This window comes from Compostibacter hankyongensis (genome assembly GCF_039541075.1).
GTDB classification, from domain to species: Bacteria; Bacteroidota; Bacteroidia; order Chitinophagales; family Chitinophagaceae; genus Compostibacter; species Compostibacter hankyongensis.
In genome coordinates this window covers 1,081,097-1,108,094 of the sequence record NZ_BAABFN010000001.1, presented here as the reverse complement: position 1 = coordinate 1,108,094, position 26,998 = coordinate 1,081,097, and the positions used below count along the sequence as shown (strand labels likewise).

The 26,998-nt window shown below is 55.2% G+C and carries 19 protein-coding genes; 2 read left to right on the top strand and 17 right to left on the bottom strand.

What is annotated here, in order from left to right; genetic code table 11:
- Positions 1-6: 6 nt before the first annotated feature.
- The 14 genes from ABD851_RS04620 to ABD851_RS04555 form a co-directional block, all read right to left on the bottom strand.
- Positions 7-828, bottom strand: a complete 822-nt coding sequence (locus tag ABD851_RS04620) for a phytanoyl-CoA dioxygenase family protein (protein ID WP_344976081.1) — start codon at positions 826-828, stop codon at positions 7-9.
- A 143-nt stretch (positions 829-971) separates the two neighbouring features.
- A complete protein-coding gene (locus ABD851_RS04615; protein ID WP_344976077.1) occupies positions 972-2,324 on the bottom strand; it encodes an alkaline phosphatase family protein in 1,353 nt (450 codons plus the stop codon).
- A gap of 12 nt (positions 2,325-2,336) precedes the next feature.
- Positions 2,337-3,554, bottom strand: coding sequence for a metabolite traffic protein EboE (gene eboE / locus ABD851_RS04610; protein ID WP_344976074.1), 1,218 nt, complete (start codon positions 3,552-3,554; stop codon positions 2,337-2,339).
- 28 nt (positions 3,555-3,582) lie between these two features.
- A complete protein-coding gene (locus ABD851_RS04605) occupies positions 3,583-4,761 on the bottom strand; it encodes a 3-dehydroquinate synthase (RefSeq protein ID WP_344976069.1) in 1,179 nt (392 codons plus the stop codon).
- A gap of 109 nt (positions 4,762-4,870) precedes the next feature.
- Positions 4,871-5,761 carry a UbiA-like protein EboC gene (eboC, locus tag ABD851_RS04600; RefSeq protein WP_344976066.1) on the bottom strand — a complete coding sequence of 297 codons (891 nt, stop codon included), beginning with the start codon at positions 5,759-5,761 and terminating at the stop codon, positions 4,871-4,873.
- Between the two features lie 124 nt (positions 5,762-5,885).
- Entirely contained in the window at positions 5,886-6,422 is a 537-nt protein-coding gene (locus tag ABD851_RS04595; protein WP_344976061.1) for a DUF2911 domain-containing protein, read from the bottom strand.
- Between the two features lie 191 nt (positions 6,423-6,613).
- Positions 6,614-9,154 carry a phosphocholine-specific phospholipase C gene (locus ABD851_RS04590; RefSeq protein ID WP_344976058.1) on the bottom strand — a complete coding sequence of 847 codons (2,541 nt, stop codon included), beginning with the start codon at positions 9,152-9,154 and terminating at the stop codon, positions 6,614-6,616.
- A gap of 160 nt (positions 9,155-9,314) precedes the next feature.
- Positions 9,315-10,238, bottom strand: a complete 924-nt coding sequence (locus ABD851_RS04585; RefSeq protein WP_344976055.1) for an SMP-30/gluconolactonase/LRE family protein — start codon at positions 10,236-10,238, stop codon at positions 9,315-9,317.
- A gap of 67 nt (positions 10,239-10,305) precedes the next feature.
- The gene (locus tag ABD851_RS04580) at positions 10,306-10,962 is read right to left on the bottom strand and encodes a hypothetical protein (RefSeq protein WP_344976051.1); all 657 of its coding nucleotides are present in this window, start codon (positions 10,960-10,962) and stop codon (positions 10,306-10,308) included.
- Positions 10,963-11,079: 117 nt separating this feature from the next.
- Positions 11,080-12,066: a TatD family hydrolase gene (locus ABD851_RS04575; RefSeq protein WP_344976049.1), complete on the bottom strand. Its 987-nt coding sequence runs from the start codon at positions 12,064-12,066 to the stop codon at positions 11,080-11,082.
- Positions 12,067-12,102: 36 nt separating this feature from the next.
- A complete protein-coding gene (locus ABD851_RS04570) occupies positions 12,103-12,828 on the bottom strand; it encodes an EboA domain-containing protein (protein WP_344976045.1) in 726 nt (241 codons plus the stop codon).
- A 185-nt stretch (positions 12,829-13,013) separates the two neighbouring features.
- Positions 13,014-14,558, bottom strand: coding sequence for an FG-GAP repeat domain-containing protein (locus ABD851_RS04565; protein WP_344976041.1), 1,545 nt, complete (start codon positions 14,556-14,558; stop codon positions 13,014-13,016).
- A 116-nt stretch (positions 14,559-14,674) separates the two neighbouring features.
- Entirely contained in the window at positions 14,675-16,486 is a 1,812-nt protein-coding gene (locus ABD851_RS04560; protein WP_344976037.1) for a RagB/SusD family nutrient uptake outer membrane protein, read from the bottom strand.
- 36 nt (positions 16,487-16,522) lie between these two features.
- Positions 16,523-19,762, bottom strand: a complete 3,240-nt coding sequence (locus tag ABD851_RS04555; RefSeq protein WP_344976034.1) for a SusC/RagA family TonB-linked outer membrane protein — start codon at positions 19,760-19,762, stop codon at positions 16,523-16,525.
- A 434-nt stretch (positions 19,763-20,196) separates the two neighbouring features.
- On the opposite strand from ABD851_RS04555, the gene ABD851_RS04550 reads away from it, so the two are divergent.
- A complete protein-coding gene (locus ABD851_RS04550) occupies positions 20,197-21,093 on the top strand; it encodes a sugar phosphate isomerase/epimerase family protein (RefSeq protein ID WP_344976031.1) in 897 nt (298 codons plus the stop codon).
- Between the two features lie 15 nt (positions 21,094-21,108).
- Positions 21,109-21,474 carry a transmembrane 220 family protein gene (locus ABD851_RS04545; RefSeq protein WP_344976027.1) on the top strand — a complete coding sequence of 122 codons (366 nt, stop codon included), beginning with the start codon at positions 21,109-21,111 and terminating at the stop codon, positions 21,472-21,474.
- Between the two features lie 123 nt (positions 21,475-21,597).
- On the opposite strand, the gene ABD851_RS04540 is transcribed toward ABD851_RS04545, so the two are convergent.
- From ABD851_RS04540 to ABD851_RS04530, 3 genes are all read right to left on the bottom strand, one after another.
- Positions 21,598-25,020 carry a ThuA domain-containing protein gene (locus ABD851_RS04540; protein ID WP_344976024.1) on the bottom strand — a complete coding sequence of 1,141 codons (3,423 nt, stop codon included), beginning with the start codon at positions 25,018-25,020 and terminating at the stop codon, positions 21,598-21,600.
- Positions 25,021-25,106: 86 nt separating this feature from the next.
- Complete coding sequence (locus tag ABD851_RS04535; protein ID WP_344976019.1) at positions 25,107-25,904, bottom strand: 3-keto-disaccharide hydrolase; 798 nt, start codon at positions 25,902-25,904, stop codon at positions 25,107-25,109.
- A 219-nt stretch (positions 25,905-26,123) separates the two neighbouring features.
- Complete coding sequence (locus ABD851_RS04530; protein ID WP_344976016.1) at positions 26,124-26,855, bottom strand: 3-keto-disaccharide hydrolase; 732 nt, start codon at positions 26,853-26,855, stop codon at positions 26,124-26,126.
- Positions 26,856-26,998: the final 143 nt, after the last annotated feature.

The window sequence follows — 26,998 nt, the reverse complement described above, 5'->3', positions numbered from 1 at the left end:
AGATTATTAATCCTGCTTCTTCCGTGAATAGATCAGCGGGTTCTGCACGTCGTCCTGCAGGGGATCGCCCACCTTCAGCCGGGACAGCTGTTCATCGGATAAGATGTTCTGTATGCCGTTAAATACGGCGCCCTCGGGCATATAGGCGCAGGTCATCGCGCGGCGGTACCCGGAAGTCATGTTGGCATGCGCTCCATGCACGGTAAGGCCGTTATGAAAAGAGCAGCTGCCGGCCTTCATGGGAGCCGCTACGGAAGATACTGTCCTGAATTCGGGATAGTAATCAAATATCGCATCCATGTTTTTCCCGATGCCGGGGTTTTCGAAAGTCGTCCGCAGATGAGTACCGGGAAGAAAGAACAGGCAGCCGTTTTCGAGGGTGGCATCGTCCAGCGCCACCCAGATGGAAAGAGCCCGCCGGTCGCTGAAGGACCAGTACGGCGTATCCAGGTGCCAGGAAGTAGGGTTGGCCCAGGGCTTTTTGATCAGGGCCTGATCATGCCAGATACGGATACCGTCTGTTTCCGCGAGCTCGGTCGCCATCCTGCCGATCCGCTCATCGAGCATCAGCCGGCGAACGGCTTCATTATCCTGCCACAGGTTCAGCAGCTGGTCAAACACCTTATCGTAATAATCCTTTTCCTTATCATCTCCTTCTCCGTATACGGAAGCCCGATCGGGAAGCTTATTGCCCTTTCGCATGGCAACGGCGCCGTCTACTGCCGCGCGCCACTCTTCCAGTTCTTCCGGCGTTAAAAAATCCTCGATAACCAGGAAGCCGTTTTCCCGGTAAAAATCTTTCTGCTGCCGGCTGAGATCATGCTTCATAAAAGACAGTTTTTGGGTGAAGAAACTTGCATGACAAATATATTTCTCCCCTGCTGTCCCTGCCATATAGAAAATGATATTTTCCTTATACTTTCTGCCACGGCGGAGCGCCGCCGGAAAGCAGAAAGCGGGCCGGAGAAGGCTCAGGAAACGAGCTGCTGCCAGATCAGCTCCCGGATATCCACCGGGGAATAAACCGCTTTATCCTCTGCAAGCGTTCCGATGAGCACGGGATGATCGGCAGAAGAGGCGGCTACCCGTCCGTGGGATCCCCGGACAAGGGTGGCATCCAGGGGAATAACATCCATCACATACCGGAGGCCCAGCTTTTTCCGCAGCAGCTTGTACGCAGCCCTCAGCTTGGAGCTCATGAACATCTCTACCGGATCGTACCCCGGCTTGCGGTGGATGTCCACTACCCGGGCGTAATCGGGCGCCTTCCGGTCATCCTGCCAGTAGTAATAGGTGAACCAGCTTTTTTCATCTGCCACGGCTACGTAATCACCGGAGCGATGATGATCCAGATGATGCTGCCGCTTGCCCTCCGCGTCCAGCAGCTGCCCTATACCCGGAGTGCTTTCAAGGATATTTCTTACTTCTTTTTCACAGGAGGGATCGTTGATATAAACATGCGCGATCTGGTGGTCGGCGACAGCAAAGGCCTTGCAGGCCGCCGCATCCAGCAGCTCCAGGCCGTTTTCCTCGCGCACGCTGATCAGCCCGTGCTTCCTGAATATCCGGTTGAGGTGCACCGGATGATTCACCGATGTGATGCCATACTCGGAAAGCAGCAGGATACGCGCATCTTTTTTTTCATAAAACCGCACCAGGTCGGCCACTACTTCGTCGATCTCCCGGAGCTCTCCCGCTACCCGGGAAAGGTCGGGACCATACTTCTGCAGGCAGTAGTCCAGATGGGGCAGATAGATCAGGGTAAGCGTAGGATCATGCCAGGTATCCACCTTCATGGAGGCTTCGGCGATCCAGCGGGAGGAGCGGATGTCGGCGGCCGGTCCCCAGAAATGAAAGAGGGGAAACTGCCCCAGCTCCTTTTGCAGGCGGTCGCGCAGCTGGGAAGGATGAGCATAACAGTCCGGTATCTTAAGTCCATCGGCCCGGTACTGGGGGCGAGGGGTCACGGAGTAATCGGCTGTTGAATACATGTTGTACCACCAGAACATCTTCGAACAGGTAAAAGAAGGGTCTTCGCGTTTGGCCTTTTCCCATATCTTTTCTGCCTGTACCAGCGTGTTGGCCTGCTTCCAGAATTTTATCTCACAATCGCTGCGGTCGTACCACCCATTACCCACGACGCCGTGCGTGGAGGGCCATTTGCCGGTGACGTAGGTAGATTGTACCGCCGTAGTCACTGCGGGCAGCATGGGCCGGATAGCGGACAGCTGCCGCTTTGCCGCCCAGTCCCGGATAAAGGGAGTATGCTCCCCGATCAGCCGGGCGGAAAGCCCGACGATATCAATGACCACTGTTTTGTGCATGCTCATGATCGGTTAACCGGTTGTATTGTTTAATGTATCCAGTACCCATTGCAGCTCCCGGGCTATGGAAGCCGGCAGCGGCAGCTGCAGATCGGAAGGCAGCACCTCCCAGGTATAGGTTTCCACTTCAAAATGACGGGTGAGCGTATCCTGCTGCGCCCGGCGCAGCATTTCAGCCACCTCATTGCGGGTGGACTGCAGCAGGCCGAAATCGCTTACAAACAGCGGCACATGAAAATGCGCACGCCATTCTTCCGCCGGGGTGTCCCTGATTTCCTGCAGGGCTTCGGGCAGATCGCGGTACCGGATCAGCCGTCCGTTGCCGCACCGCGCTACCACCTGATGAAGATAAGTGGATTCATTAAAGCGGCGGAAAGCGACGGCCGTCTTTTCTCGTTCGGCATCACCGTGGGGAAGCGCACTTTTCAGCGCAGCGCTGAGCTGTATCTTTCCGATGCGGATGCCCTGTATCTTCAGCTGCCGGAGTATTTCGTCCGCATCTTCATAACCGACGGCAAAATGACAGACATCATAGCAAAGCTGCAGATGGGTTTTTATTACCTGCTCCGCTTCTGCGGCGGTTATGTCCAGCTTATCGGACAGCAGGGGGATACCTGCGGGCAGCAGTTCCTGGAGATACCAGGCGATGAACTCGCTGCCGTTGTCCAACAAGCCGTCGGGCTCCGGCTCCACGTCGAGGTGAAGCAGGATTCCGCTTCCGCGGTATACCCGCGCCAGCTGCTCCACGACCTGCAGCATGTTCCAGGTAGCTTTTTCGCGAAGCGCGCGCCGCTCTTCCTCCGGATGCCAGTAGCGGTACGAAAGGGGTGAGGTAGACAGGCTGCCCTCCATACCTTCGGGCAGCAGGGCCGCCAGTATGCGGAACAGCCGCAGGGTATACTGGAGCCGCTCGTTGGTGGTCCAGTCTGGAGCATGCACCTGGTCTTTCACCCGGGTGCGGTGAAAGCTCCCGTAAGGGAAGCCGTTCAGGGTAAAGACATAAGCATCGTTTTCCTGCAGCCAGTCCTTAAACGCGGAAAGCTGTTCCGCCTTGTCCAGGGCCAGGCTGGCCTTGTTGGAGAGACGCAGTCCGATGCCGAAGGAGCCATCGGCGCCCAGCTGCTTCCGCACGGCGGGAATATGTTCCTGCAATGCGGCAAAGTGCTCGGCCCAGGTTTCCCCCGGGTGAATATTGGTACAATAAGTCAGCGTTCCGATACCGGTTTTCATCTGTAAGCGCTTCTGTTTTAGCGGTTCGTCAGTCTGCGGCGAAGTGTCCGTTATCTCCTGTCCTGAGCAGCTGTATTGCCTCTTTTATCCTGGCCGTATCCATGGTATGCACATCCTCTCCCCGGCCGATGCCGCGGAGCAGCAGGATGGTGAGCATCCCGCCGAGGTGTTCCCGGAATTCTTCCAGGCCCTGGAGCAAGGCCGGGTCTTCGAGTGCAGGATGGTACCATGAAAAGCCCAGCCGCCTCATCAGGTCAAAAATGCGCTGTTCGTCGGCAGAGGCCAGCATCCCGCTGAGGCGGGCATAGACCACATCGAGCATCATCCCGATGGCTACCGCCTCACCATGCCGCAGCGAGAAGGCGGTGAGCTGCTCCAGCTTATGCGCGCTCCAGTGCCCGTAGTCGAGGGGGCGGGAAGCGCCTTTTTCGAAGGGGTCTCCCCCGGCAATATGTTCGAGGTGAAGCTGGGCGCAGCGGTATACCAGCCCGGCCATAGCCGTCTCGTCGCGCTGTACCAGCGCATCCGCATGCGCTTCCAGCCAGCTGAAGAAATCGGGGTCCCGGATCAGCGCCACCTTCACGGCTTCGGCGATGCCTGAGCGCCAGTCCCGCATGGACAATGTAGACAGGAATGCGCCGTCGTTGAAGACTGCCGCGGGCGGAGCAAAGGTGCCCAGGAAGTTTTTCTTGCCGAAGCAATTGATGCCGTTCTTGACGCCTACCCCGGAATCGTTCTGGGATAAAACGGTCGTGGGGATACGGATATGCCGGATCCCGCGGTGGGCCACTGCAGCGGCATATCCTGCCATATCCAGCAGGGAGCCGCCGCCTACGGCCAGCAACCAGGAATGCCGGTCGATGCCGTGCTTTTCCACAGCCGTCACTACCGCCTCATAAAAGGCGGGGTCATTTTTGACCTGCTCCCCGCCGGGCAGCACCGGCATAACGGGGGCCGGGCGGATGCCCGGTATGTTTTCCAGATAGGCCGCAATCGTCTCTTCCAGTCCCGGATGATGGGCGAGCATGCCCCCGTCGAGCACGCACAGCACCTTCCGGCCGGCGGCGCCGGCATCCCCTTCCAGAAAGCGCCGGAGGCAGGCGTTGGCGGGATCAAATATATGCTGGGTAAAAAAGACCGGATACCGGTACCGGACAGTGAATTCCTGTTGTAATATCCTTTCTGATACCGTAATGCCTGTTGCCATACTATCAACCCTGTTTTCCATGCGGCTAAATGTACGGAATTTACCCTTTTTCGTCCCCGGAAATTGAAGACCGGCCGTGTGGCTTCGTGACCGGCGGGTACGGCAGTTGTCAGGTGACCGCAAAAAGCCGCGCCACCCACAGCGACAGCGGCAGGAGCAGCACGGTAAGCAGGGCGGCGGGCAGGCTGCCCGAAGCCGCTACCCAGGAAGCGTTCATGAGGATGAGGGCGAGTACGCCGGCCTTCACGGCCTTCCCGATCCGGGGTCCGGCCGGCTCGCGCACCGCTCCCGTCAGCGGGACGAAGATCATCACACCAAAGGCCAGCAGGAACGGCAGGGCGATCAGGAGCTCTTCCCGGTGAAAGGCAAAGAACAGGAGGGCCAGCAGCACCAGCACATACAGCAGCGCTGCGCCATACAGCGTGGCGCGGGAACCGCCGTGCACCTCGCCACGGCTGATCATCGTAACAGCGGCGATATATACGACCGGCACGGCAGCGATTCCCCACAACCCGATGTGCAGGAAAGGCAGCATGCTCATGCCAAGCAAAAGATCCAACCCGCGGCACAGGCCCATGTTCAGGGGACCGGCCAGCGTATAGTGCTTACCCCATTTATCGTAGGTAAGCGCCGCCAGCACGATGGCAAAGCCCAGCACCCCGCTCTGCAAACCCACCTGCAGCGCCGCTGCCATGCCCAACGCCAGCAGCACCAGGCCCAGGATCACCGCGCTTCCCAGCGAAACCCTGCCGCTGGGGATAGCCCGTTCCGGCCGCTCCACCCTGTCCAGCCCGGCATCAAAAACATCGTTAAAGACCACCCCGCCGCCATACAGGCAGAACGCGGCCAGGCTGAGCCAGCCTACCTTGCCCATCATAGCCGCACTCCACTGTTCCGGGGCAAAGCAGCCCGCAATGGCGGCCCCGGCCCATATATCCGATATGGCGGTCAGCTGGTTGGCCGGCCGCATCAGCTGAAGGTAAGCATACGCTTTCTGCATAGGTTGCAAAAATAATCAGCCTGACGCAGGATGTGAAGCATACTGCAAAAAAACAGCCGCGTGTTTTGCTCACGCGGCCGTTTCGGGCATGGTTACCGTCCCCGCCTGTGGCGGAAGAGCAGCATTATTTAACATTAAAGCCTATGTTCAGCGGCCCCCAGAGCAGGGCTATATCTCCGCTTTTGCTGATGGTATAGGTCAGTCTTTCGGGGGAGGAAGCGGCCTGTTGCTTGTCCACGTTCACCTTCAGGACATCGGCGCTCTTGTTTTTCTCATATTCGGTGCCCCAGATCTTCCAGTTCTTGTTGAAGATAAGCGTCCAGTCGTTCCCGTTATCCAGCACAAAAAAGGAGTATTTTCCTGCAGGCAGCGACTTGCCTTCGACCTTCACCGCTTTGTCGGTTTCAAAGATGGTGGCTTCGTTGGCACCCGCGCGCCATACCTTTCCGGGCATCGGCTCGAGGTCCTTGCCGATGGTACGGCCTTTGATGGCGGGCTGGCTGTAGTCTATCGTAATGGTAGCTCCGCTGGAAATGGTCTGGGTTACCTTGGCAGGGGGGCTGGGCCGTTTGGATTTATCGCCGCCACCCTGGGCCCGGGCGCTGCCGTAAGCTGCGAGCGTCAGCGCCGCAACTACCGCAAAGGACAAAAATTTTTTCATGAGATACAGTTTTTAATGAATAAAATGAAAGCCGTCGATTAGGGTTGCATCCGGGATGCCGCCGGGCGGCAAAGCCGTAAAAACAAAACAATAATAGGCTTTTTAACCCGTCCGCTGAAAAAAGCTTTCCCGGGATATGTTAAAATTTTATTAAAGTGGCCGGGCCTATCGGCAGCGGGCGGGACAGCGCCTTAGCCGGCGGATCTTCCCATCACCGGATCGCTGTAGCTGTCCTTACCGGTTTCCACCCGTCCGGCATAGCGTTTTTCAAAAACACTGTCCCCGCTGACCCGCAGGCTGAAATCATACCAGCCATAGGTTTTCTTCAGGTCCAGGGTGATGGCCTCCGCCTGTCCGGAACCCGCGGGTATGGTTCTTCTTACCGGAGGGCGGCCATAGCCATGGTCGGTGATTTCCACCGTACAGGCCTTTGCCGGGTCCAGGTTGGTCAGGCTGAGCACGATATGGGCGGTCGGCGTCCTGCCCGGCTCCTGTCCGTAACGGCACGCTACTTTTAGCAGCGGGTCGGCAGCGCTGCCCCGGTATTCCCGGAAGAACCCGTTGGGGCCATATACCCGGAGATGATAGATACCGTTTTCGAAGGACTGCAGGGGCCAGGCATCGCTGAGGCTGTCCCCGGCGGCTACGGCATAGGAACGGCTTCCCACATTTTCCAGAACGCCTTTACTATTGGCATATTTTCCCGGCAGGTGAACATTGAAAGGAGAACCGGCCGAGGCCTCCCCAAAAAGCCGGTTTCCCGCTTCCATTTCCAGGGTGAAATTTTTCTTGTCGGGACTCAGCTGTCCATCCGCGTACAGCTCATAAGGCAGCGCGCAGGACACGCGTATCCCGGGCTCCTGCTTGGGCATCAGCGGCTCGGCGGCGGGGTTCCGGTTGATCCGGGCGATCTCGCTTTCCGACAGCGGCCTGAAAGTGGGCTCTTTCTTGAACTGGGCATTGTAAATGCTTTCGATAAATGCATTTTTCTCCAGGAAAGGCAGGGGTTTTATCTTTTCGCCGTGATAAGGCAGAAAGGCGGTGGTCAGGTCGCCCGTCACCGTCCGCCGCCAACGGCTGATATTGGTTTCCCGGATATCCTTGTTCAGTTTTTTACTAAAGAATTTTTCGAGGAACTGCAGGGTGGAGGTATGATCAAATACCTGGGAGCAGACCCGTCCGCCCCGGCTCCAGGGCGAAGCGATGACCATCGGCACCCGGTAGCCCAGCCCGGAAGGGCCTTCGCGGGCGGCCTTTTTGGAGATCCCTTCCTCCAGCTCCCGGTCGCGCCGGATATATTCCACCGCGGTATCGATGCCGGAAGAGCATTTGCCTGTTTCCGGATTTTTCGGATCCGGCGCTACAAAGGGAGGTATATGATCAAAATAACCGTCGTTTTCATCATAGGTAAGAATAAAAATGGTTTTTTTCCATACCTCGGGATTTTTGGTCAGGATATCCAGTATTTCCGAGACATACCAGGCCCCGTACCAGGGTGTGCTGGGATGGTCCGAGAAATTGGCCGGCCCCACCAGCCAGGATACGGCAGGCAGGCGGCCCTTGTTGACGTCGTCGCGAAACTGGTGCAGCACATCCCCCTTGGGTATGGTCACCTGTCGAGCGGTATTTCCATCCCGGTAGCTGAGGTGGGTGATCTCGCGATAATAAGGATCATTCGAGTTGATGGTAAAGGCGCGCTCATAGAGACTTTTCTCGCGGGGCGACAGCTTTTCAAAACTTTCGCGGCTCCATTTACTCAGCTCCTGCCGGGCGCGGGCCAGCACTTCTTTTTTCTTTTCCAGCTCCTTCCGCAGCTTGGCTGCGGATGCGCCGGCGGAAGGCAGCTTTTTCTCGAGCGCGGCAATCTCCTGCGGAAGGGTTTCCGTTTGTTTTTTCAGGCTCTGCACGTAGCGGGAGGAAAACCTGACCTGATAAGCCGAAAAAAGCTCCAGCGGGTTGCAGCCGAAATTGGACAGCCAGCTCCGCTCCTCCCCGGTAAATCCGCCCCCGCAGGTAACATCGTTCTGATACACACGCCAGGATATGCCGTTTTCCTCGAGACGCTCGGGGAAGGTCTTCCACTTTCCTACGCCATAGGGCAGATCATTCCGGATGAAAGCCCGGGTGTAGCCCGGCTCCTGGTCGCGTATGGCGCCTGACCAGAAAAACAGGCGGTTGGGCCAGGTGCTGGTCATCCCGGAAGAGAAGTTCTGATCGCAGACCGTAAAGGCATCGGCCAGGGCATAGTTAAACGGCAGGTCCTCCCGGGTATAATGCCCCAGCGTCAGCGGCATGTCGGCATACTTCCTGTTGCCCGAGCGCTTGGCTTCCAGCCATCCGTCGTAACGCCCGCCGTTATTGGCATCCACCTGGCTGGCGCGGGAATGCGGGATAGAGCCCATCCAGGTGATCTTGGTATCGCGGATATCAAAGCGGAAAGGAGCGTAGGTTTTGCCGGCGGCATTGGTCTGCAGCCAGACGAGGTTTTTATCCGGCAGGGTAACGGCCCGCGGGTCATTAAAGCCGCGCACGCCCTGCAGGGTACCGAAACAGTGATCAAAAGAGCGGTTTTCCTGCATCAGGATCACCACGTGCTCCGCATCCTGATAGGTGCTGCCCGGCGGCGGGTCAATGGCAAAGGCTCGTTGAATGGATTCGGGGAGCACACTGGCCAGCCCGGCAGCGCCCGAAAGCAGGGCGGCTTTTTTGAGAAACTCTCTTCTTGTATCCATAGTGCTCGAAAAGTAGGGCTTTTTTATCAAATGCGCAAGCAAGGTCCACAGGAGGACCGCTACAACGCATCCGGCTATACGCAGATACCGGAAACGGATACACACCTCCCCCCCCGGCGGGCGGCCCGGAGCGAGCCATAACACTAAAATAACGGAAGATTTACTCTACACCGATGACCCGCATGGGCTGGATGTAAATGGCTTTGCCGGCGGTGATGAACAGCTGGTTTCGCCGTTCACCTCCGAAACAGACGTTTGCCGTCCAGTCTTCCGGTACGTCGATATGCCCGATCTTGGTACCGGCCGGATCGTAAATGGTCACTCCTTTGCCGGTGATATAGAGGTTACCGGCCTTATCCAGCGTAATGCCGTCGGAGCCCTGGCTGACAAAAAGCTGCTTATAGGCCAGCTTGCCGCCCCGGGTAATCCGGTACCGGTAGGTTTTGCCGGCTTTTATATCGGCCACATACAGGTACTGGCCGTCGGGCGACCCTACGATGCCGTTGGGCTTCTCCAGATCGTCAGCCACCACACGGGGCTTTGAGCTGCCCGGAGACAGATAATAAACACATTCCTTTTTCAGCTCGGGCTGGGTGCGTTTCCAGTAATCGCGCTGATAGTAGGGATCGGTGAAGTAAATACCACCGCCGGGATCGATCCACAGATCGTTGGGACCGTTCAGCCGCGCGCCCCGGAAGTCCTTTACCAGCACGCTTACCTTTCCGGCGGGGCTGACAGACCAAAGCTGGTCGTACTGGTCGGCGCAGGTGATGAGGTTGCCCCGGGCATCAAAATAGGTGCCGTTGGAACGGCCGGCCGTATCCAGGAAAACGGACAGCTTGCCGTCTGTTCCGTACTTCCATATCTTATTGTTGGGCTGGTCGGTAAAAAAAATGTTGCCCTGCTTATCCACTGCCGGGCCTTCTGTAAAGGAAAATTGCTTTGAGATCAGCCGGAGGGGAGTATCCGCAACAGGTCCCGCGGCGGTATTGCCTCCCGCCGCATACTGGCCCGAGCTGCTGCCGGCAGCGGCCAGGGCCATCAGCAGGACGAGGCCGGCTTTGCGTATCTTTATTTTATTCATCTTCGGTGTTTGTCCTAAAGATAGGGCTAAAAAGAAAAAGTTCCTACCGGAGCGCCTACCGCCATGCTCAGCGGGTATATGCCTTCAGGTCATCCACTTCCAAAACGGCAGAGCCCTGCTGACTCGCCGCATGGGGCGCAGCATAGATGTCAAATCCAAAGGGGCCCAGCGCGGTATTGGAGATCGTTTCGCTGGCCACCTTTTTGCCGTTTATAAAAAAATCATACTGATCGCCCTGGTTCTCTATGCGCAAAACATTCACGCCTCCCACCTTCACGGAGGGGGCATCGGTCCAGTTAACGATATCCCCGCTCTCCGACCAGATGGAAAAATCCCCGTAATCGCTGATGAGAAACTCGTTGTAAAATTCATAATCGCCTTCGACGTTAAAGACAAAGCCCATCTCATCGTCCTTTTCGCCGGATACATGCCGGAAGGAGGCCTCAATGCCGCGGACGGTGGCGCTTTCTCCGCTGAAAGGGTTATCCTGAAGCGTCAGAAAATAATTATAGGAAGAATCTTTTGAATTGATGCGGTATTTCCCATCCTTGATCTCTGCAGAGAGCTTTCCGGGGATCAGAGAGCCGGTTTGCCAGCCGTTGGTATTGTCGTCGAAATGATCCTGCAGCAGGATATGGGTGCGGGGGCTGTTATTGTCTTTTTTACAGCCGGCAAATGCCAGGGCGGCGGAGACAAACAGGATGGACAGTAACCTGGAGTTCATGACCGGTGGTTTGAGGGATTAGGATACGTTCACATCCGACCCTGTCAAAAATAGTACCAATTCCCCGGCGCCGGACCGCCGCTTTCGCGCGCTCCGGCCTCCGGCTATGCGGGTGCCTCAGCGGATAATGGCGGAGCGCTTGTCGATACGGGGCTGCTGCCCGCCGCGGAGCACAGAGCTGCCTTCGAAACGCTGGCTTTGGTCTATATCCGCATCCGCAGCAAATTCGGCCTCATTGATCTGTCCGCTTTGCCCGAAGGCGGTGATGGCATTCTGATAGGTAACAAGACGTATATCCGAATCCGTTATTCCCTGGTCTTTCATGAGCGCAGCGGTTTTCGGGACAGCCAGCGGATCACTGATCCCCCAGTCGGCTGCGGAATTGACCATGATATTTTTGCTGCCGTACTGCTTTACCACGGCTACCATGCGTTCGTTGCCCATTTTGGTAAACGGATAGATGGTGAAGGCGGCCCAGAAACCGCGGTCCAGGACCTCCTTTACCGTTTCCTCGTTGTTGTGATCCACGATCACCATGCCGGGATCCAGCCCATGCTCGAGCGCGATATCCATGCTGCGCCGGGTGCCCCGCTTTTTATCGCGGTGCGGCGTATGGATCTGCACCGGCAGGTTGGCCTCCTTGGCCAGCTCCAGCTGGGCGCGGTAATATTTTTCTTCCAGGGCGGTCTGGTCGTCAAAACCGATCTCCCCTACCCCTACCACGCCTTCCTTGTAGATAAAGAGGGGAAGTATTTCCATAACTTCTTCCGCCAGGCCTTCGTTGTTGGCCTCCTTGGAGTTGAGCCCTATGGTGCAGTAATGCCGGATACCGAACTGGGAGGCGCGAAACCGCTCCCAGCCGATAAGGCTGCTGTAGTAGTCCCGGAAGGTGTCCACGCCGGTACGCGGCTGCCCCAGCCAGAAGGCCGGCTCGATAATGGCGGCCACGCCCGCATCCGCCATGGCCTGGTAATCGTCTGTGGTACGCGAGGTCATGTGCACATGCGGATCAAAGAACCGCATCCCCTTTATCTTTTCGAGATACAGCGGCTCGCTGTCTTTATCCTGCAACTGCGACTCCGTTAATGCTGAACTGCAACACATAATACTGATTTATAAATAACAATTGTATTTCTGTCCTTACTGTTTCCCGGCACAGCGTGCAGCCAGCTGATGCAGCTGCGGATCCACCGTACGGCCGGCGGCTTCCCGCTCCCGGGCATAATCGGTGAGCATCCGGCCCAGCTCCGGGTTCACCCGTTTTTCCAGACCGATGATCCGTTTTACGGGACGTTCCATAAAAAATGCTTTTAATACCAGCTGATTCCAGGCCCCTTCTTCCAGGTATTCGGAAGGATAGGGATTGTCCAGCGCCACTGCATCAAAGACATCGCCCAGGCTGGTGCGGATGCCTTCGGCGGCGCGAAGCTTGAACTGTTCGGGATAGGCAAGCAAGGGCAGTGCGCTGTAGAGGGCCACCTGCTCCTGTACCGCAGCGGCTTCAAAGAGAGACTCGACCTGCATCACATAATAAGCCTCATCGGCGGCCGGCAGCTGCAGCAGCCACCAGGCCCGGGCCAGGCGGTCCAGCGGCCAGTGCAGAGGCGTGAACCCGTTCCTCAGCTCCGAAAACAAGTCCGCATCGGCCTCAGCAAGACCGGCATCGCCCTTGTCGACAAAGCGGGGAATGGCCGTAAAAGTCACCCCGAAAACATTATTCTTTCCGCCCTGCAGCAGCTTCTCCTGCTGCTGCCGCAGCCATTGCAGGGAAGTCGCTGACCGGCGCCCGATCTGCTGCGCTATCGTCTCGCTCAGCTTTACCTGATCGTAAGTATATCCCATCTCTTTGCTTTTACGCAAAGACAAAGGTAATGATTTAACCGGTGGTTGGGAATCAATGGTCAGTAGTCCACCGACCTTCGTCATTTACCTTTTATCTGCTTTGGCCCTTCCCTGCATCATGTGCCGCCGTACGGTATCGCCTGCGGGCTTACGCCGTAATCTCAGGGCGGCGCGAGCCGCGTTGCGGCAACGCCGGGGCATGCGGCGCGTCAGGGCATTCTGCTTTTGTTTTCCAGCAGGATAACCGGTAGCGTAGTGTTCCAGTCCGGCACCAGATGATCCTGGATGATCAGGCCGTTGGAATAGTTGCCCAGCACGATATCCGGGTCCCCGTCCCCGTCCAGGTCGCCCAGATCCATGCTGATCCACCGGCCGGAGGCATGCACGGGTATCGCGTGCGGTATGAAATGCATGGGCCTGTCCTGCTCAAAGCAGATAAAGGTCTCTTCCGGACAGTGCTCCAGGTCCCCGAAAAAAGCGATGGAGGCAATATCGACATCTCCGTCCTCGTCCATATCGGCTGCCACTGCTTTTGTACAGCCATTCACCGGATAAAACCAGGCCTGCCTGTATCGTGTGCCGCCCTGGTTCAGAAAAAGATACACACCATGAAAGGGCTTCAGCTCTTGAGAATAATCGGCATTGTCCCCACAGGTATACAGGATGTCCGGTCGCCCGTCTTTGTTGACATCTGTCAGCTGAAAGGAAGTAGAGCCAAAAACCGGCGGAAACCGTAACAGATTTTTCACGGTAAAGCGGCCCCGACCTTCGTTTAAAAACAGCCAGACGCCTTCGTCGGCCTGGGCGAACAGGGCGAGGATATCCGGCCGGCCATCGCGGTTGAAGTCGGTGACCACGGCCTGTTCCGCTCCGGGCACCTCCCGCAGCACCTTCCGGTTAAACCCGCCGTCCGCCTTCTGTTCCAGCAAAAAGAGACCGCCGCGATTGTGTCCGAAACCACAGACCACCCAATCCTGTCGGCCGTCGCCGTTAAAATCGCCCGGAACGGCCTGTACGGGCCGGGGAAGATGACCGGCGATAACGACAGGCGACGCCTTCGGGTCGCCGTTTAGCGGCAATTCCAGCACTTCGCCTTCGGCCCTGTCCACCGCCCGCATATTACCGATACAGGTGAGCACGGCGCGGCCCGGGCGGTCCTTCTCCAGGAGCATCCGTACGGCCGGAGATGGCAATTGCCGAACCGCAACCGGCGTATCCCGTCCGTTCCAGCGGTAGAGCAGGTTGTCCAGCGCACCGGCAAAAAACACGTTGTGCCCGGAACTGTCGATACAGACCATGCCGGTGGCGGCCGTATGTATGCTGTCTGTCCATAGCGGCTTCCGGAGCCGGAAGACAAAACTGTCGTTCCGAAACGGCACAGGTCGCTGTGCAGGCGGGATATTTTTGGGAGCCTGGGCCTTATAATAATCCACAAGCGCCATCCACCGGTCAAAGGAGATCAGGCGGCCGGCGGTATCTCGCGTCCGCGGATAATATTCCTTCTCCTGCCAGACCCCGATCCCGAGATGGGGAGCCATGGCCGGCAGGACGTGATCTGTCCAAACGACGCTGTCCAGCATGTCCGGGTATACCGGCAGATGGCAGCTGCTGCAATACTGCCGCACAAGATCGTTACCTGCGGCTGTATCCCGGTCGCCAGGGCGGGCAGATGAAGGACCTCGACCCAGGCAGGCGCTGAGCAACAGCAAGGATATGACGGCTGCCGCGCCTGGAACGGGCCTATGGTATCGCATAATGCTTAATATCTAACGTTGATCTGAGATGTGCTGGTGCACCGGGTAAACCAGCACATCGTCAAATCCTTAAAATGCCTTTCACCTTTCTCCCTTCACCTTTCTCCCTTAGGGGGTCAGTATCCGGGATTCTGCTTGAGCGTTGCTGTACCGTTGACCGAACTGCGGTCGATCTGCGTCTGCGGTATGGGATAATAGTCATTTTTTCCACTGTTGAAATGGCCATTCCTGATGTCACTCGTAAGCTTTCCTTCGTAGGCAAAGAAATTGTTCAGCGCCGTTGCCGCAATGCCCCAGCGCACCAGGTCGAAGAAACGCTGCCCTTCCATGGCCAGTTCCAGCTTCCGTTCAAAATAGATGGCTTTGAGGGCATATGCTTTCGTGGTAAACGCGCCTCCGGGATAAGGTTTTATCACATAATGCGCGGCCGGCGTAGTGGAGAATCCATCCAGCGGCTTTGCATTATCCTTGTATTTATACAACCATCCCGCGGTATTGGCCGCCCTGTTGCGCACCTGATTCACATAAGTCTCCGCCTTGGCCAGGTTATTCAACTGCGCTTCACATTCGGCGGCCATCAGCAGCACGTCAGCAAAACGCATCACCACCACATTGATGGCTGAGCCGGGAGCCCAGGAGTTGGCATCATGGTATTTATCCTCATTGTACTGCCAGTACACATTCTTTTTGGGGGCATACGGACCGGAATAGTTCTGATCCCGGATCCAATCCCTACCCGGATGCAGCCCCCAATCGTGATACGGGATGCCCCGGCGACCGGCGGTCCAGTCGAGACGGGGATCCAGGTTCCCGTTATCCGGAGTAAATGCTTTATCTGAGGGCACTCCCATATCGCTTTTCACCGCATGCTGATTATAGTCATCCAAATAAGGGAGGCCGGCAGCATCGGTACGGTAGGAATTGACCAGGTCCTGCGTAGGCTGGTAGAATCCGCAGCAACCAAAAGGACTATTGCCATATGGGAAGTTGAGCATGTCGCCCTGGTTGGCATTGGCAATGCCGTTCGTGCCGTCATTAGCGACCATTTGTATGGCAAACACCGATTCGGAGTTATTCTTCGCAGCGGCATCGAAGTTATCTTCAAACTTTTGGGTAAGGGCATAACGCAGACCGTTTGAGGTCTGTCCCTTCGCAATAACCTCATCAAAGAGCGTCTTTGCCTCAGCGTATTTATGCTGATACAGATAGGTCTTGGCCAGAAAAGCTTCGGCAGCCCATTTGTTGGCGCGGCCCACTTCGGGTTGCGTTTCGGGCAGGCTATCCATGGCGAACTTGAAATCCGCTTCGATCAGCGGCCATATGTCCTTTTCGTTCGACACGTTATATCCGTTAGTCGTATCGCTGATCCAGGGCACCATGTTGAACATCTTCTTCAGATCGAAATAGTAATAGCCTCTCAGGAAACGCGCCTCGGCATTGGCTCCGGTTCTTTCCTCATCGGTCATGTCCTCGGCCAGTTTTGCCTTTTGCAGCACGAGGTTCGTGCGCGAAATCCCTTCGTATACGGCTACCCATTTGCTGTTAAAGAAGCCATTGCTGGGATCGGAATTAAAATTGGCAATGGGGATGATCGCGGGTTGGTCGGTACCATCGCTGCCCTTATGGGCATCTCCGCCGGCTACGCTGCCATATATCCAGTTATCCGGGGAGGATTCCCAGGGATTGGCCGCCCCGACGTTTTGTCCGTCCAGTGCGGCGTACGCACCGATCAGCAGGGCATCCACGCTTTTTTTGTTGTTCAGGGTAGTCCCCTCTATGCCGCCGCGGGGAGCCCGGTCCAGATAGTCCTTGCTGCAGGAAACGGGTAGCAGGGCCGCCACGACCATGAGCAGGAGCGCAAGCCTGGAAGCGGGTCGCATCAGCAGGTTTCCCTTCTTACAGGCGGATGCAGATTTATTTGATTTCATAGCTTTTGCTTTTGTGGTGTTGAAAACAATATCGCCTCAGAATGAAAGATTGACGCCGACCAGAAATTCGCGCTGGTTCGGATATGCTCCTTCATCGATCCCGTAGTCGGTAACCCCGTTGCCATTGATTTCAGGATCGGTACCCGTATACTTTGTAATGGTAAATACGTTGGCCGCCTGGATATAGACCCGGAGCTTTTCCAGGCCGATGCGCCTGATCAGGTTGGGGGAAAAAGTATAACCCAGCTGCATATTCTTTGCACGGAGATAGGATCCGTTCTCCACAAAATAGGAGTTGGGCACGCTGTTGGTACTGAAAGAACCTACATTTTCCTGAATGGGTGCCCGGGCATTATGGTGTTCGGGGGTCCAGGAGTCATACAGGGCAGTTTTACTTTTTGCTCCGGCAAAGGAAGAATAGAAGTCCATCCACCAGCGCAGGTTGTTCCATATCTCCGCGCCCTGTACACCATACAGGAAGATACTGAAATCAAAATTTTTATAGGTAAGCCCGAGGTTCAGCCCGTAACTGAAGTCCGGGTTGGGGCTACCAAGATAGGTGCGGTCGTCGGGGGTGATCACGCCGTCCCCATTGATATCCGCATACCGGAAACGGCCCAATGCCACATCCGTCTGATATACGGCGCCTGTATCTCCCGTGGCCTTCTTTGCCCCTTCGTTGGCGGCAGCGATTTCCTGCTGATCGTTCCAGAAGCCCGTCACCTTGTAGCCGAAGAAGGAAGATACGGGCTGACCGACGGCGTTCCGGATGATGCTGGCTCCGTTAAAGCGGCGGCCGTCCTGGTCAAAATACTGGGAAAGCGTGGACACGTTCACAATCTCATTACGATAGGTGGTAAAGGAGACCGTGGCGGTGAGCTTCAGGTCCTTTGCCAGGTCTGTGGCAACCCGTACAGAAGCGTCCACACCCGAGTTCTTCATCTTGGCCACATTCACAAAGGGCACGGTGGCATTGCCGGCGGTCCCGGGAAGCGCCTGATTATAGAGCAGATCACGGATATCTTTACGATAGTAATCTGCGCTCAGCTCCAGCATGCCGTCGAACATCGAGGCATCCAAACCGATATTGGCATTTACATCTTTTTCCCATTTGGCATCGGGAGCTCCGATACGGTTCTGTCGAAGGCCCGGATCAATACTACTGCTGGTGCCCCGGATATCATAATAAGAGTTGCCTTTGTCCAGGTTAAAGGTGCTGTAAGGGTTATCGGCCTCCACATTGAGCTGGTTACCCATTACCCCATAACCGCCGCGTATCTTAAGATCGCTCAGCCAGGAAATGTCCTTCATGAAATTTTCCTGGGAGATACGCCAGCCGGCAGTTACTGCCGGGAACCAACCATATTGATAAGTAGCAAACTTGGAGGAGCCATCGCGCCGTACGGTAGCGCTAAGGAGGTATTTGTCCCGGAAGCTATAATCCAGCCTGCCGATCAGTGAGAACAGCCCGTCGGTATAGCTGCTGCTGCTGTTGACGGGAGTGCCGGTGCCGGAAGTAAGACTGGTATAGCTGGGATCGAAGGAAAAATAATCCTTCGTAGTGCCGCCCAAGTTCCGGCCGGCGTTGTTGTAGGCTTCCGTTCCGATCAGCACCTGCAGATCGTGCATATCATTGAATCGTTGTTTGTATTGGAGGGTATTTGTCCAGGTCCAGTTATAGCCGTAAGAGGAGTTTTCGGTATAAGAGGCCGTTGTGGTCTCATTCTCCTGATTCTCGTACTGGGGAAAGGTAAAAGAATGAGAGCTGGTGGCAAAGCTTTCTCCACCGAAACTGGTGCGGACGGTGAAATGCTGCAGGAAGTCCGCTTCTACGAACATATTCCCAAAAAGCCGGTTGGTATATCCGCGGTTGTTACGGGTGCGTTCCTGTATAGCCACCGGGTTTCTGGCATTACCCAGGGGGGCGGAGCTGAACGATCCGGCGTAATTTCCCATGATATCATATACGGGGATGATGGGCTGTTGCCGCATGGCCATGCCGATGGCGCTGCCTTCGGTGAGATCGCTTATTGTCGGGTTATCGGTAATGGAATAGGCAAGGTTTTCGCCTACGCGGACATGCTGCGTAATATTGAACTGGGTGTTGGAACGGATCGTATATCTTTTCAGGTGGGTCTCGATCAATGTGCCCTGCTGGTTGAAATAGTTAAAAGAAAAAAGGTAGTTACCTTTTTCACCGCCGCCGCTCACCGCGATATTGTGACTGGTAATGGGCGCCGGCTTGAAAATGGCATGAAAGTAGTCAGTGCCGGTTTTGTTCGCCCTCACAATGCGATAGAAATCGGAGTAGCCGTCGTCATACATGTTTACATTATATTTAGAAGGGTCCACTTCCGGGCTGCCTTCTTTGGCGCCGGCAGGCTCTATATAATCAGGCAGGGTGGGATCCGGCCCGCCGCCGTAAAGAGGGTCCGGCTTTGCGGCGGTAACCGGCGTTCCGGTATTCTCCAGGGCGTTGAACTTCAGCTGGGCCATCTCCATAGGAGTGAGCGTATGCCAGGGGTTGCCGCCCAGCGGACGTTGTGTGCCGTAATATCCGTCGTAGCTGACCGTCACCTTACCGCTGCCCTTTTTGGTAGTAATGATGATTACGCCATTGGAGGCGCGCGATCCATAAATGGAGGCAGCGCCCGCATCTTTGAGCACCTGCATTGAAGCTACGTCATTGGGGTTGAGGTCTGCTATATTCTGGGTGGGCACCCCATCTACAACATATAGCGGAGTATTGTTGCCAAAGGTGTTGACGCCGCGGATCCTTACCTGCGGATTACTGCCCGGCTGTCCGGACCCGACCACTGTGACGCCGGATGCCTGCCCCTGCAGCTGCTTGGTAACCGTGCCGGAAGGCTGCCGGGTCATTTCATCGACATTCACCACCGCCACAGATCCGGTAAGGTCCTTTTTCTTTTGGGTGGTATAACCGGTAACCACGATTTCCTCGAGTGTGCTGGCATTTTCATCCAGGCCGATATTGAAAGTACTTTGATCTCCTACCGGAATGGTTTTCGTGTTGAATCCGACAAAGGATACTTCGAGCTGCTCATCTCCGGTTCCCGGAATGGTCAGCTTGAAGGACCCGTCGGCGCCGGTGACGGTGCCGGTGGTCGTTCCCTTTAAACGGATGGTAGCACCGACAACAGGCTGCTTATCGGCATTGCTGGTTATCTTGCCTGAAATATCCTTCTGGGCCATGGCTGTTGTGGCGCATAGCAAGGACACCAGGCAAAATATTGCCCTTTGAGAGAGGTGTCTCATACAATAGATTTTGGTTAATGAAAAGGAGGAATAACAAATGACATCGGATCAGGTCGGAGGAGACATAGGACAGATTTTAAGATGAGTAAAACAGGTTCAAAAATCAACGGGTAATTCATCTGATCGAAACAAATCGATAAGGGATTTTCAGGATGTGCTCAATGATAGCAGAGATTAGGTCGTAAAAAAGTTACTGAAAATTAAGCAAAGGACAGCACATAACAAAAAGTAATCCGCTATTATGATGTGTTTTTTACATTTTAGCTGGTTTTTACATAAATAGGGCTTTCTTTAACCCGGCAAGAATGTATCTTTATAGGAAAATAAAGCGGGTCTGCAGGTGTAGAGGTTGCCTGCGGAGAACGTATCTTTACAGGAAATTTAACGGGATCGATCATGATCAGTCCCCATTCCTTTATCCTAAAAAGCTTATCATGACATCCAGAAGATCCTTTCTGAAGCAAGGCACGCTGCTTTCGCTGGGCATCGGCCTCGGCCCTTCTCTGCTCAGCGCCTGCAGCGGAAGCAGCAGCAATAAAATAGGGCTGCAGCTCTATACCGTCCGCGATGCGATGCAAAAAGATCCCAGCGGCACGCTGGCCCGCGTGGCCGAGGTGGGCTATCAGATCGTAGAAGGCGCCACCTATACCGGAACGGAGTCTTTTTATGGCATGAGCGCGGAAGACTTTGCCGCCCTGCTGAAAAAGAACGGCCTGCAGATGCCCAGCAGTCATTATATGTTGGGAGCCGCCCTGCAGAACGGCACCTTTGCCAAAGGCACGATACTGCACGATTGGGAAAAGGCCGTAGAGGATGCACATACCGCAGGACTGGAATACATGGTATGCGCCTATCTGATGCCGGAAGAAAGAAAAACCATCGACGATTACAAACAGATTGCACTCAGCTTCAACAAGGCGGGAGAAACCTGTAAAAAAGCAGGGATACAATTCTGCTATCATAATCACAACTTTGAATTTGAAAGCATAAACGGGGAACTGCCTTATAACGTGCTGCTCCGGGAAACCGACAAGGACCTCGTAAAAATGGAAATGGATCTTTACTGGGTCACCCGGGCAGGCCGTAAACCCCTGGAGCTTTTCCAGCAAAATCCGGGCCGTTTTCCGCTATGGCATGTAAAGGATATGGACAATACGCCCGAGCAGAATTTTACGGAAGTAGGCAGCGGTGTTATTGATTTCAAAACCATCTTCCAGCACAAGCAGGAAGCCGGCATGCAGCATTTCTTTGTAGAACAGGACAAATGCCCCGGCGATCCCTTTGTCAGCATTACGAAGAGCTACCAGTACCTGAAGAAAAATATTGTATAGCAGACTATCTTAATCATGATCATCATCAATGTTATCTTTTGCCTGGCCTTCCTGTGGTTTGCCTGGCTGAACCTGAACGATACGGATTCCTGGCTCTGGGTGCCCATCTATCTTTTCGCCGCGCTTTGCTGCGGGGCGGCCGTTTTCGGGTATTATTTCCCCATCGCCTACCTGGTAGCCATTGCTTTTTACCTGGTCTACGCTGTGATCCTGTTCTTTGCCAAAGACGGGGTAAGGGATTGGATAACCAAGTACCGTGCGCAGAATATTGCCGCTACCATGCAGGCCACAAAGCCCTGGATCGAAAAGACGCGGGAGTTTTTCGGGCTGCTGATCATCTCGGGCGCCCTGCTGATCAATTACTTGGTGTATACTTCCTAAGCCCCTGACAGGGTAAAAAGGTGAAAGGAGAAGGGTAAAAGGCGCTTTAAGTTTAAAGTTTAAGGTCTAAAGTTTCATTCCAGGCAAATTAACTTTAGACCTTAAACTTTGAACCTTAGACTTCTACCGGAACCGCATGCCGACGATCCCCAGCCGACCTTTTTCCGACGCTTCCTTTTTCTGCACCACAAAGTACAGGTCGTGCGGAGCATTGCCGGCAGCATCGCCGAGTGTAAGCGTTGCCGTTACCGGCTTCTTCGCGGATGCGCCCGGACCCAGGGTAACCTGCCCGGCCAGCGGACCGTCAGGCTTGTCGAGGTGCAGCTCCAGCTGCCAGCCCTGCGCCACCGCAGTATCCACGCCATAACGGATTTCTACCGTATGTATATCCTGCAGGCTGATCTTTCTGAAAGACAGCCATCCCTTTGCTCCATTCAACGCGGCAAACTGCAGATCCCCCATCTTCTGATCTGAAAATCCTGAAGACTTCGCATCCGTAGCGGACAGGTAGGGATTCTGCAACACAACGGTGCTCCGGCCTGTAAGCGGGGGCACCTGATTTCCGCCCTTGTCCGTATAGGCTGCGCTGATCATCAGCACGCCCTGATCGGTAAGCTTGAACTGCCCGGGGTTAACCGTGCCGGAAGGGGGAAGCGAGGGTCCTGCGGCCCTCTCGTCGGCCAGGGAAAGAATCCAGCTGACGATCTTCTCCGCATCATCCACCGACAGGTTGGGATGGGCGGCCATCGCTACCTCTCCCCATACTCCCGAACCGCCTTTTATGATCTTATGCGCCAGGTAATCCTCAGCTTTGGGATCGGATTTGTATTTTTCGGCCACCCGCATAAAGGCAGGACCTACAGAGGTGGTATCCACCTTGTGACAGGACTGGCAATCCAGCGACTCCATGATGCTCTTGCCGGATACGCCGGCCACCATCGCGGCCTCATGCCCTACAGGCAGGGCTGCCTTGTCCGGGCTCTCCAAATAATCGGCCCGCACGAGCAGCCGGGAAAGATCCAGATTACCGGCCTCCGTACTGCCGTCTTCCTTGTCCTGCACCGTCACCGCATAGGCGACCGGCTTCCCAGGGAAATAAAAGGAAGGATTTCCTTTCACCTGCAGGTCTACCTGCGGCGCCTCATTTCCGGCATATACGGTGATCGCGCTGCTCTTTACGCTGGCACCATGCGTATCTTCCACGGATACCGATACGGGATAGGTTCCCGGATTTTGGAAGGTATAGTCCAGCTCCGGCGTTTTTGTATCCCTTTTTACCTGATCTCCGAGCTGCCAGTGATAGGTCAGCGAATCTCCGTCGGGGTCGTTTGCCTTCACGGAGGCATGTACCGCAAAGGGCAGCGCACCGGCCTTTTTGTTCACCTCGAGCGAAGCCTCAGGCGGACGGTTGCCCCCGTTATAGGTGATCACATACAGACCCGCGTCGGGGTTCTTGGCAAACCATCCCTTGCCATATTCTACGATATAGATGCGGCCGTCTTTACCCACCTCCATATCGCTGATATTGTTGAATTTCTCATGCGGCATAAAAGGCTCTATCTTCTGCAGGTTGCCTTCCTTGTCCATCGTCACCACCTTGATCCAGTTACGGATCCAGTCGTAAGCGAAGAACTTGCCGTCGTAGTAATCCGGCAGACGGGTCTCTTTAGGATAGTCGTTCACGTAATATACCGGGCCGGCCATGGCGGTACGCCCACCCTGTCCCACTTGGGGGAAATCGGGTGAGGCGGCATAGGGATACCAGATAAAGGCGGGCTGGGCGGGCGGCAGATCGCGTATACCGGTATTGTTACGCGAATTATTGACCACATGCTCAGGATCGAATGCCGGGCCGGGGGTGCCGGTAGCGTAATCATACTGATGATAAGGATAGTTGTTTCCCACAAAGTAGGGCCATCCGAAATTGCCGGCCTTGCGCGCCTGGTTTACTTCGTCGTAACCGCGGGGGCCCCGCGTTTCAAGGCTGTCGTTGCCGGCATCGGGACCTACCTCACCCCAGTACAGGTAACCGTTGTGCTTGTCTACTGAAATACGGTAGGGGTTGCGATCGCCCATCACATATATCTCCGGTCGCGTTTTGGCAGTGCCTTCCGGGAAAAGATTTCCCTTCGGTATTTCATAGGTACCATCTTCATGGACCTTTATACGCAGTATCTTGCCCCGCAGGTCGTTGCTGTTACCGGCGGCGCGACGATCGTCGTAATGCTCATACCCCGGCCGGTCGTCCAGCGGGGAAAAACCGTGCAGGTTCACCGGGAAGCCCTTGCCGGTAACCGTATCCTTTTCGTCGAAGGGCGTGGTATTGTCGCCTACCGACAGATACAGGTTGCCTTCGCCGTCAAAAGCGATGGATCCGCCGGTATGGCAGCATATCTCCCGGTTGGTATTTACCTCCAGGATGGTCTGCTCGCTTTGCAGGTTGAAGGTATTGTTCTCGAACTTGAAGCGGGACAGCCGGTCTACGGATTTATCCACCGGGGAATAATAAACATATATCCAGTGGTTCTTTTCATACTGCGGGTCGGCCTGCAGTCCCATCAGACCGGTTTCCACATTTACCCCCTTTACATGCAGGGCCTTGCTGTATACCTTCAGCTCCGCTACCTGCGACATTTTTTTTTGCGCAGCATTGTAAAACATGATCTGTCCCTTCCGCTCGCCGATGAGGATATCCAGGTTGGGCAATACGGTCAGCTCGGTGGGCTCGTCAAGCCCCCCGCCCAGAAATTCCTTGGCAAAGCGGTCTTCATCGGGTATGCGCAGGCTGGTGGCTTTCCGGTAGTCCAGCTCTTCGTTTTTACTGATGGCATATTTCAGACCGGCCAGCAGCAGCTTCAGGAAATTGGGTTCCGTATAGGATTCGTTGGTATGACCCAGCTCCATATAAAAAGCCCTTCCTCCGTCGTACTCGTGGTACCATACCATGGGATGATTATCTCCGTTTTCCCCGCCTTCATACGATTTTTCGTCTATCGATACCAGCACATGCACATCCGTCGGCGGCTGGCGGAAGTTGTACCACTCATCCTTCCGCGTCCAGGGATCGGGCAGGGAATCCGTCACCGGGAACTTCGCGTCCTTGTGGATATGCAGGGTGGCCTGCTGCTGCCGGGGATGGCTTTTGAAATAAGCGCCGACCAGCTTGCCGTACCAGGGCCAGTGATATTCGCAGTCCGCGGCGGCGTGTACACCCAGATAGCCGCCGCCGGCCTGGATATATCTTTCAAAGTCTGCCTGCTGACGGTCATCCAGCACATCGCCGGTAGTGCTCATAAATACTACCGCAGTATATTGCTTGAGGGTATCCTCGGTAAACTTCGCGGCATCGGTAGTGGTGTCCACATCGAAACCGTTCTCAGTGCCCAGCTGCCGGATGGCCTTCATACCGTCTGGGATGGAGGCATGGTGAAAACCGGCGGTTTTTCCAAAAACGAGGATCCGCGGACGGCCCGGACGTTTATGGGTGCAGGAGATCCCGAGCAGCGCAACGCCGCCTAACAGAAGAAGAGTATGAAATAGACGCATAGTAGAAAAATAAAACCTGTAATTTATGAGGACATAAATTTACAGGTTTGGGTTTAAACTTTTTTTTAAATTATCGCTGCTCCTGTTCAGAGCTTCCGGATGCGGATATTGCGGTACCAGACCATGAAGCCATGGTCCTGCAGGGCAAGGTGACCTTCCTTGAAGGTACCGAATCCGGGCATGGCCTTAAACTTGCTGCCGGCCACCAGCTTTTTCCATTCATCCGTCCACAGCTGTGTTTCCACGACCTGTACCCCGTTCAGGAATAGCTGCAGATGTCCGTTGTCTGAACGGATCTCTACGTCGTTCCACTGGCCGGCAGGATTTACCGTCTCGGGACTGGAGGAGATAAGATCATACAAATCACCGGCGCGGTGCTTGGGTATTTTGGCATCGGAGTGGCAGGAATTGTCCAGCACCTGCACCTCGGGGCCGGTATGCCAGCTTTCGGCATATCTGGGCTCGTCCTGCACATAGAAAAGCACGCCGCTGTTACCGCAGGGCTGTATCTTCCATTGCAGCTTCAGGTCGAAGTTGCCATAGGTGGCGTCGGTCAGGAGATCTCCCCCACCCTTTATCTGGTAGCCTTTACGCTGAGCGGTATCCAGCATGATGGCGCCGTCCTGTATTTTCCAGGCGCTGCCCGGCTGCTGCTGATGGAAGGAGTGCCAGCCGCTGAGCGACGTACCATCAAAGAGCAGCTGCCAGCCTGCCGCTTTTTCGGCGTCGGTAAGCTGGTTCGGCGGAGCCGTTTCTGCGGTGGCCTCGGAACTGTCTGTTGCGGGACCGGCAACCGTGCTGTCCTGGGCCGCGTTGCCGCTGCCACTGTTGCCGCAGGAGGCCAGCATGCCGCAGATCATGATGAAAACGAATGTCTGTTTCATAGGATGGGTTATGATTGATTTGATGATTTGGGAATTTGATAATTTGATGATGAAACAATCATCAAACGCGGAGCGTTCATTGAGACCACCAAAGATCATTGAGCACGAAATAAATCAGCATATCATCAAAGGCGAAGCCTTCACTGAGACAAATAAAAAAAACATTATGCACGAAGTAAATTACCAAATTAATGCCCTTTGCCTTTCACCCTTCACCCTTCACCCTTTCAGCGGCCGTATCTTGATGTTGCGGAACTTCACGATACCGCCATGGAACTGCAGGGCGATATGCCCTTTCTTATATGTACCGAAATCCTTCCAGTTTTTGAACTTGCTGCCCGCCACCATCTCTTTCCACTGATCGGTCCAAAGCTGGGTCTCCACCACCTTCTTCCCGTTCATCCAGAAGGCAAGGTGGCCCTCGTCGTCCACGCGGATCTTTACCTGGTTCCACTGTCCGGCAGGATGCACGGCCTTGGGGTCGGCCGGTATCAGATCGTAAAGGGAACCGGCAAGGTGGTTTTCCTTTTTGTTATCGCTGGCCTTTACATTGTCCAGCACCTGCATCTCGGGACCGGTAAAATAGGTGGCGCGGTGCGAAGGATCTTCATGGATATTAAAAATGATCCCGCTGTTACCGCCTTCCTCAATATTCCATTCCAGGCTCAGCTCATAGTTTCCGTACTCCTCATCGGTAACCAGGTCCTCGGCGCCGCCTTTTGCCGGCATGTCCGTCATGATCGTTCCGTCTTCCACCTTCCAGGCCGGCTTTTCTCCGGGGTGGAGGTAAGGATGCCAGCCCTGCAGGTCTTTGCCGTCAAATAATAATTTCCAGCCCTGCCGCATTTCCTTTTTGGAAAGCGTGTTCACCGTCTGTGCAGTAAGCCGTGCAGCACTGCAGGTCATCAAAGCAGCGATGGCCAGACACAGCGCCCTACCTGAGTTTTTCATATAAAGGTTATTTTTTTATAAAAAATGATCCGGATGCACAAAGCGGGAATCCGGACAATCCGTTACAAGGTAAAACGTTTTAGTTAAAAAATACAAACAAGCTGACCCGGTGGCAAGGACTTCCTTCACGGTTCTAAGGTAGC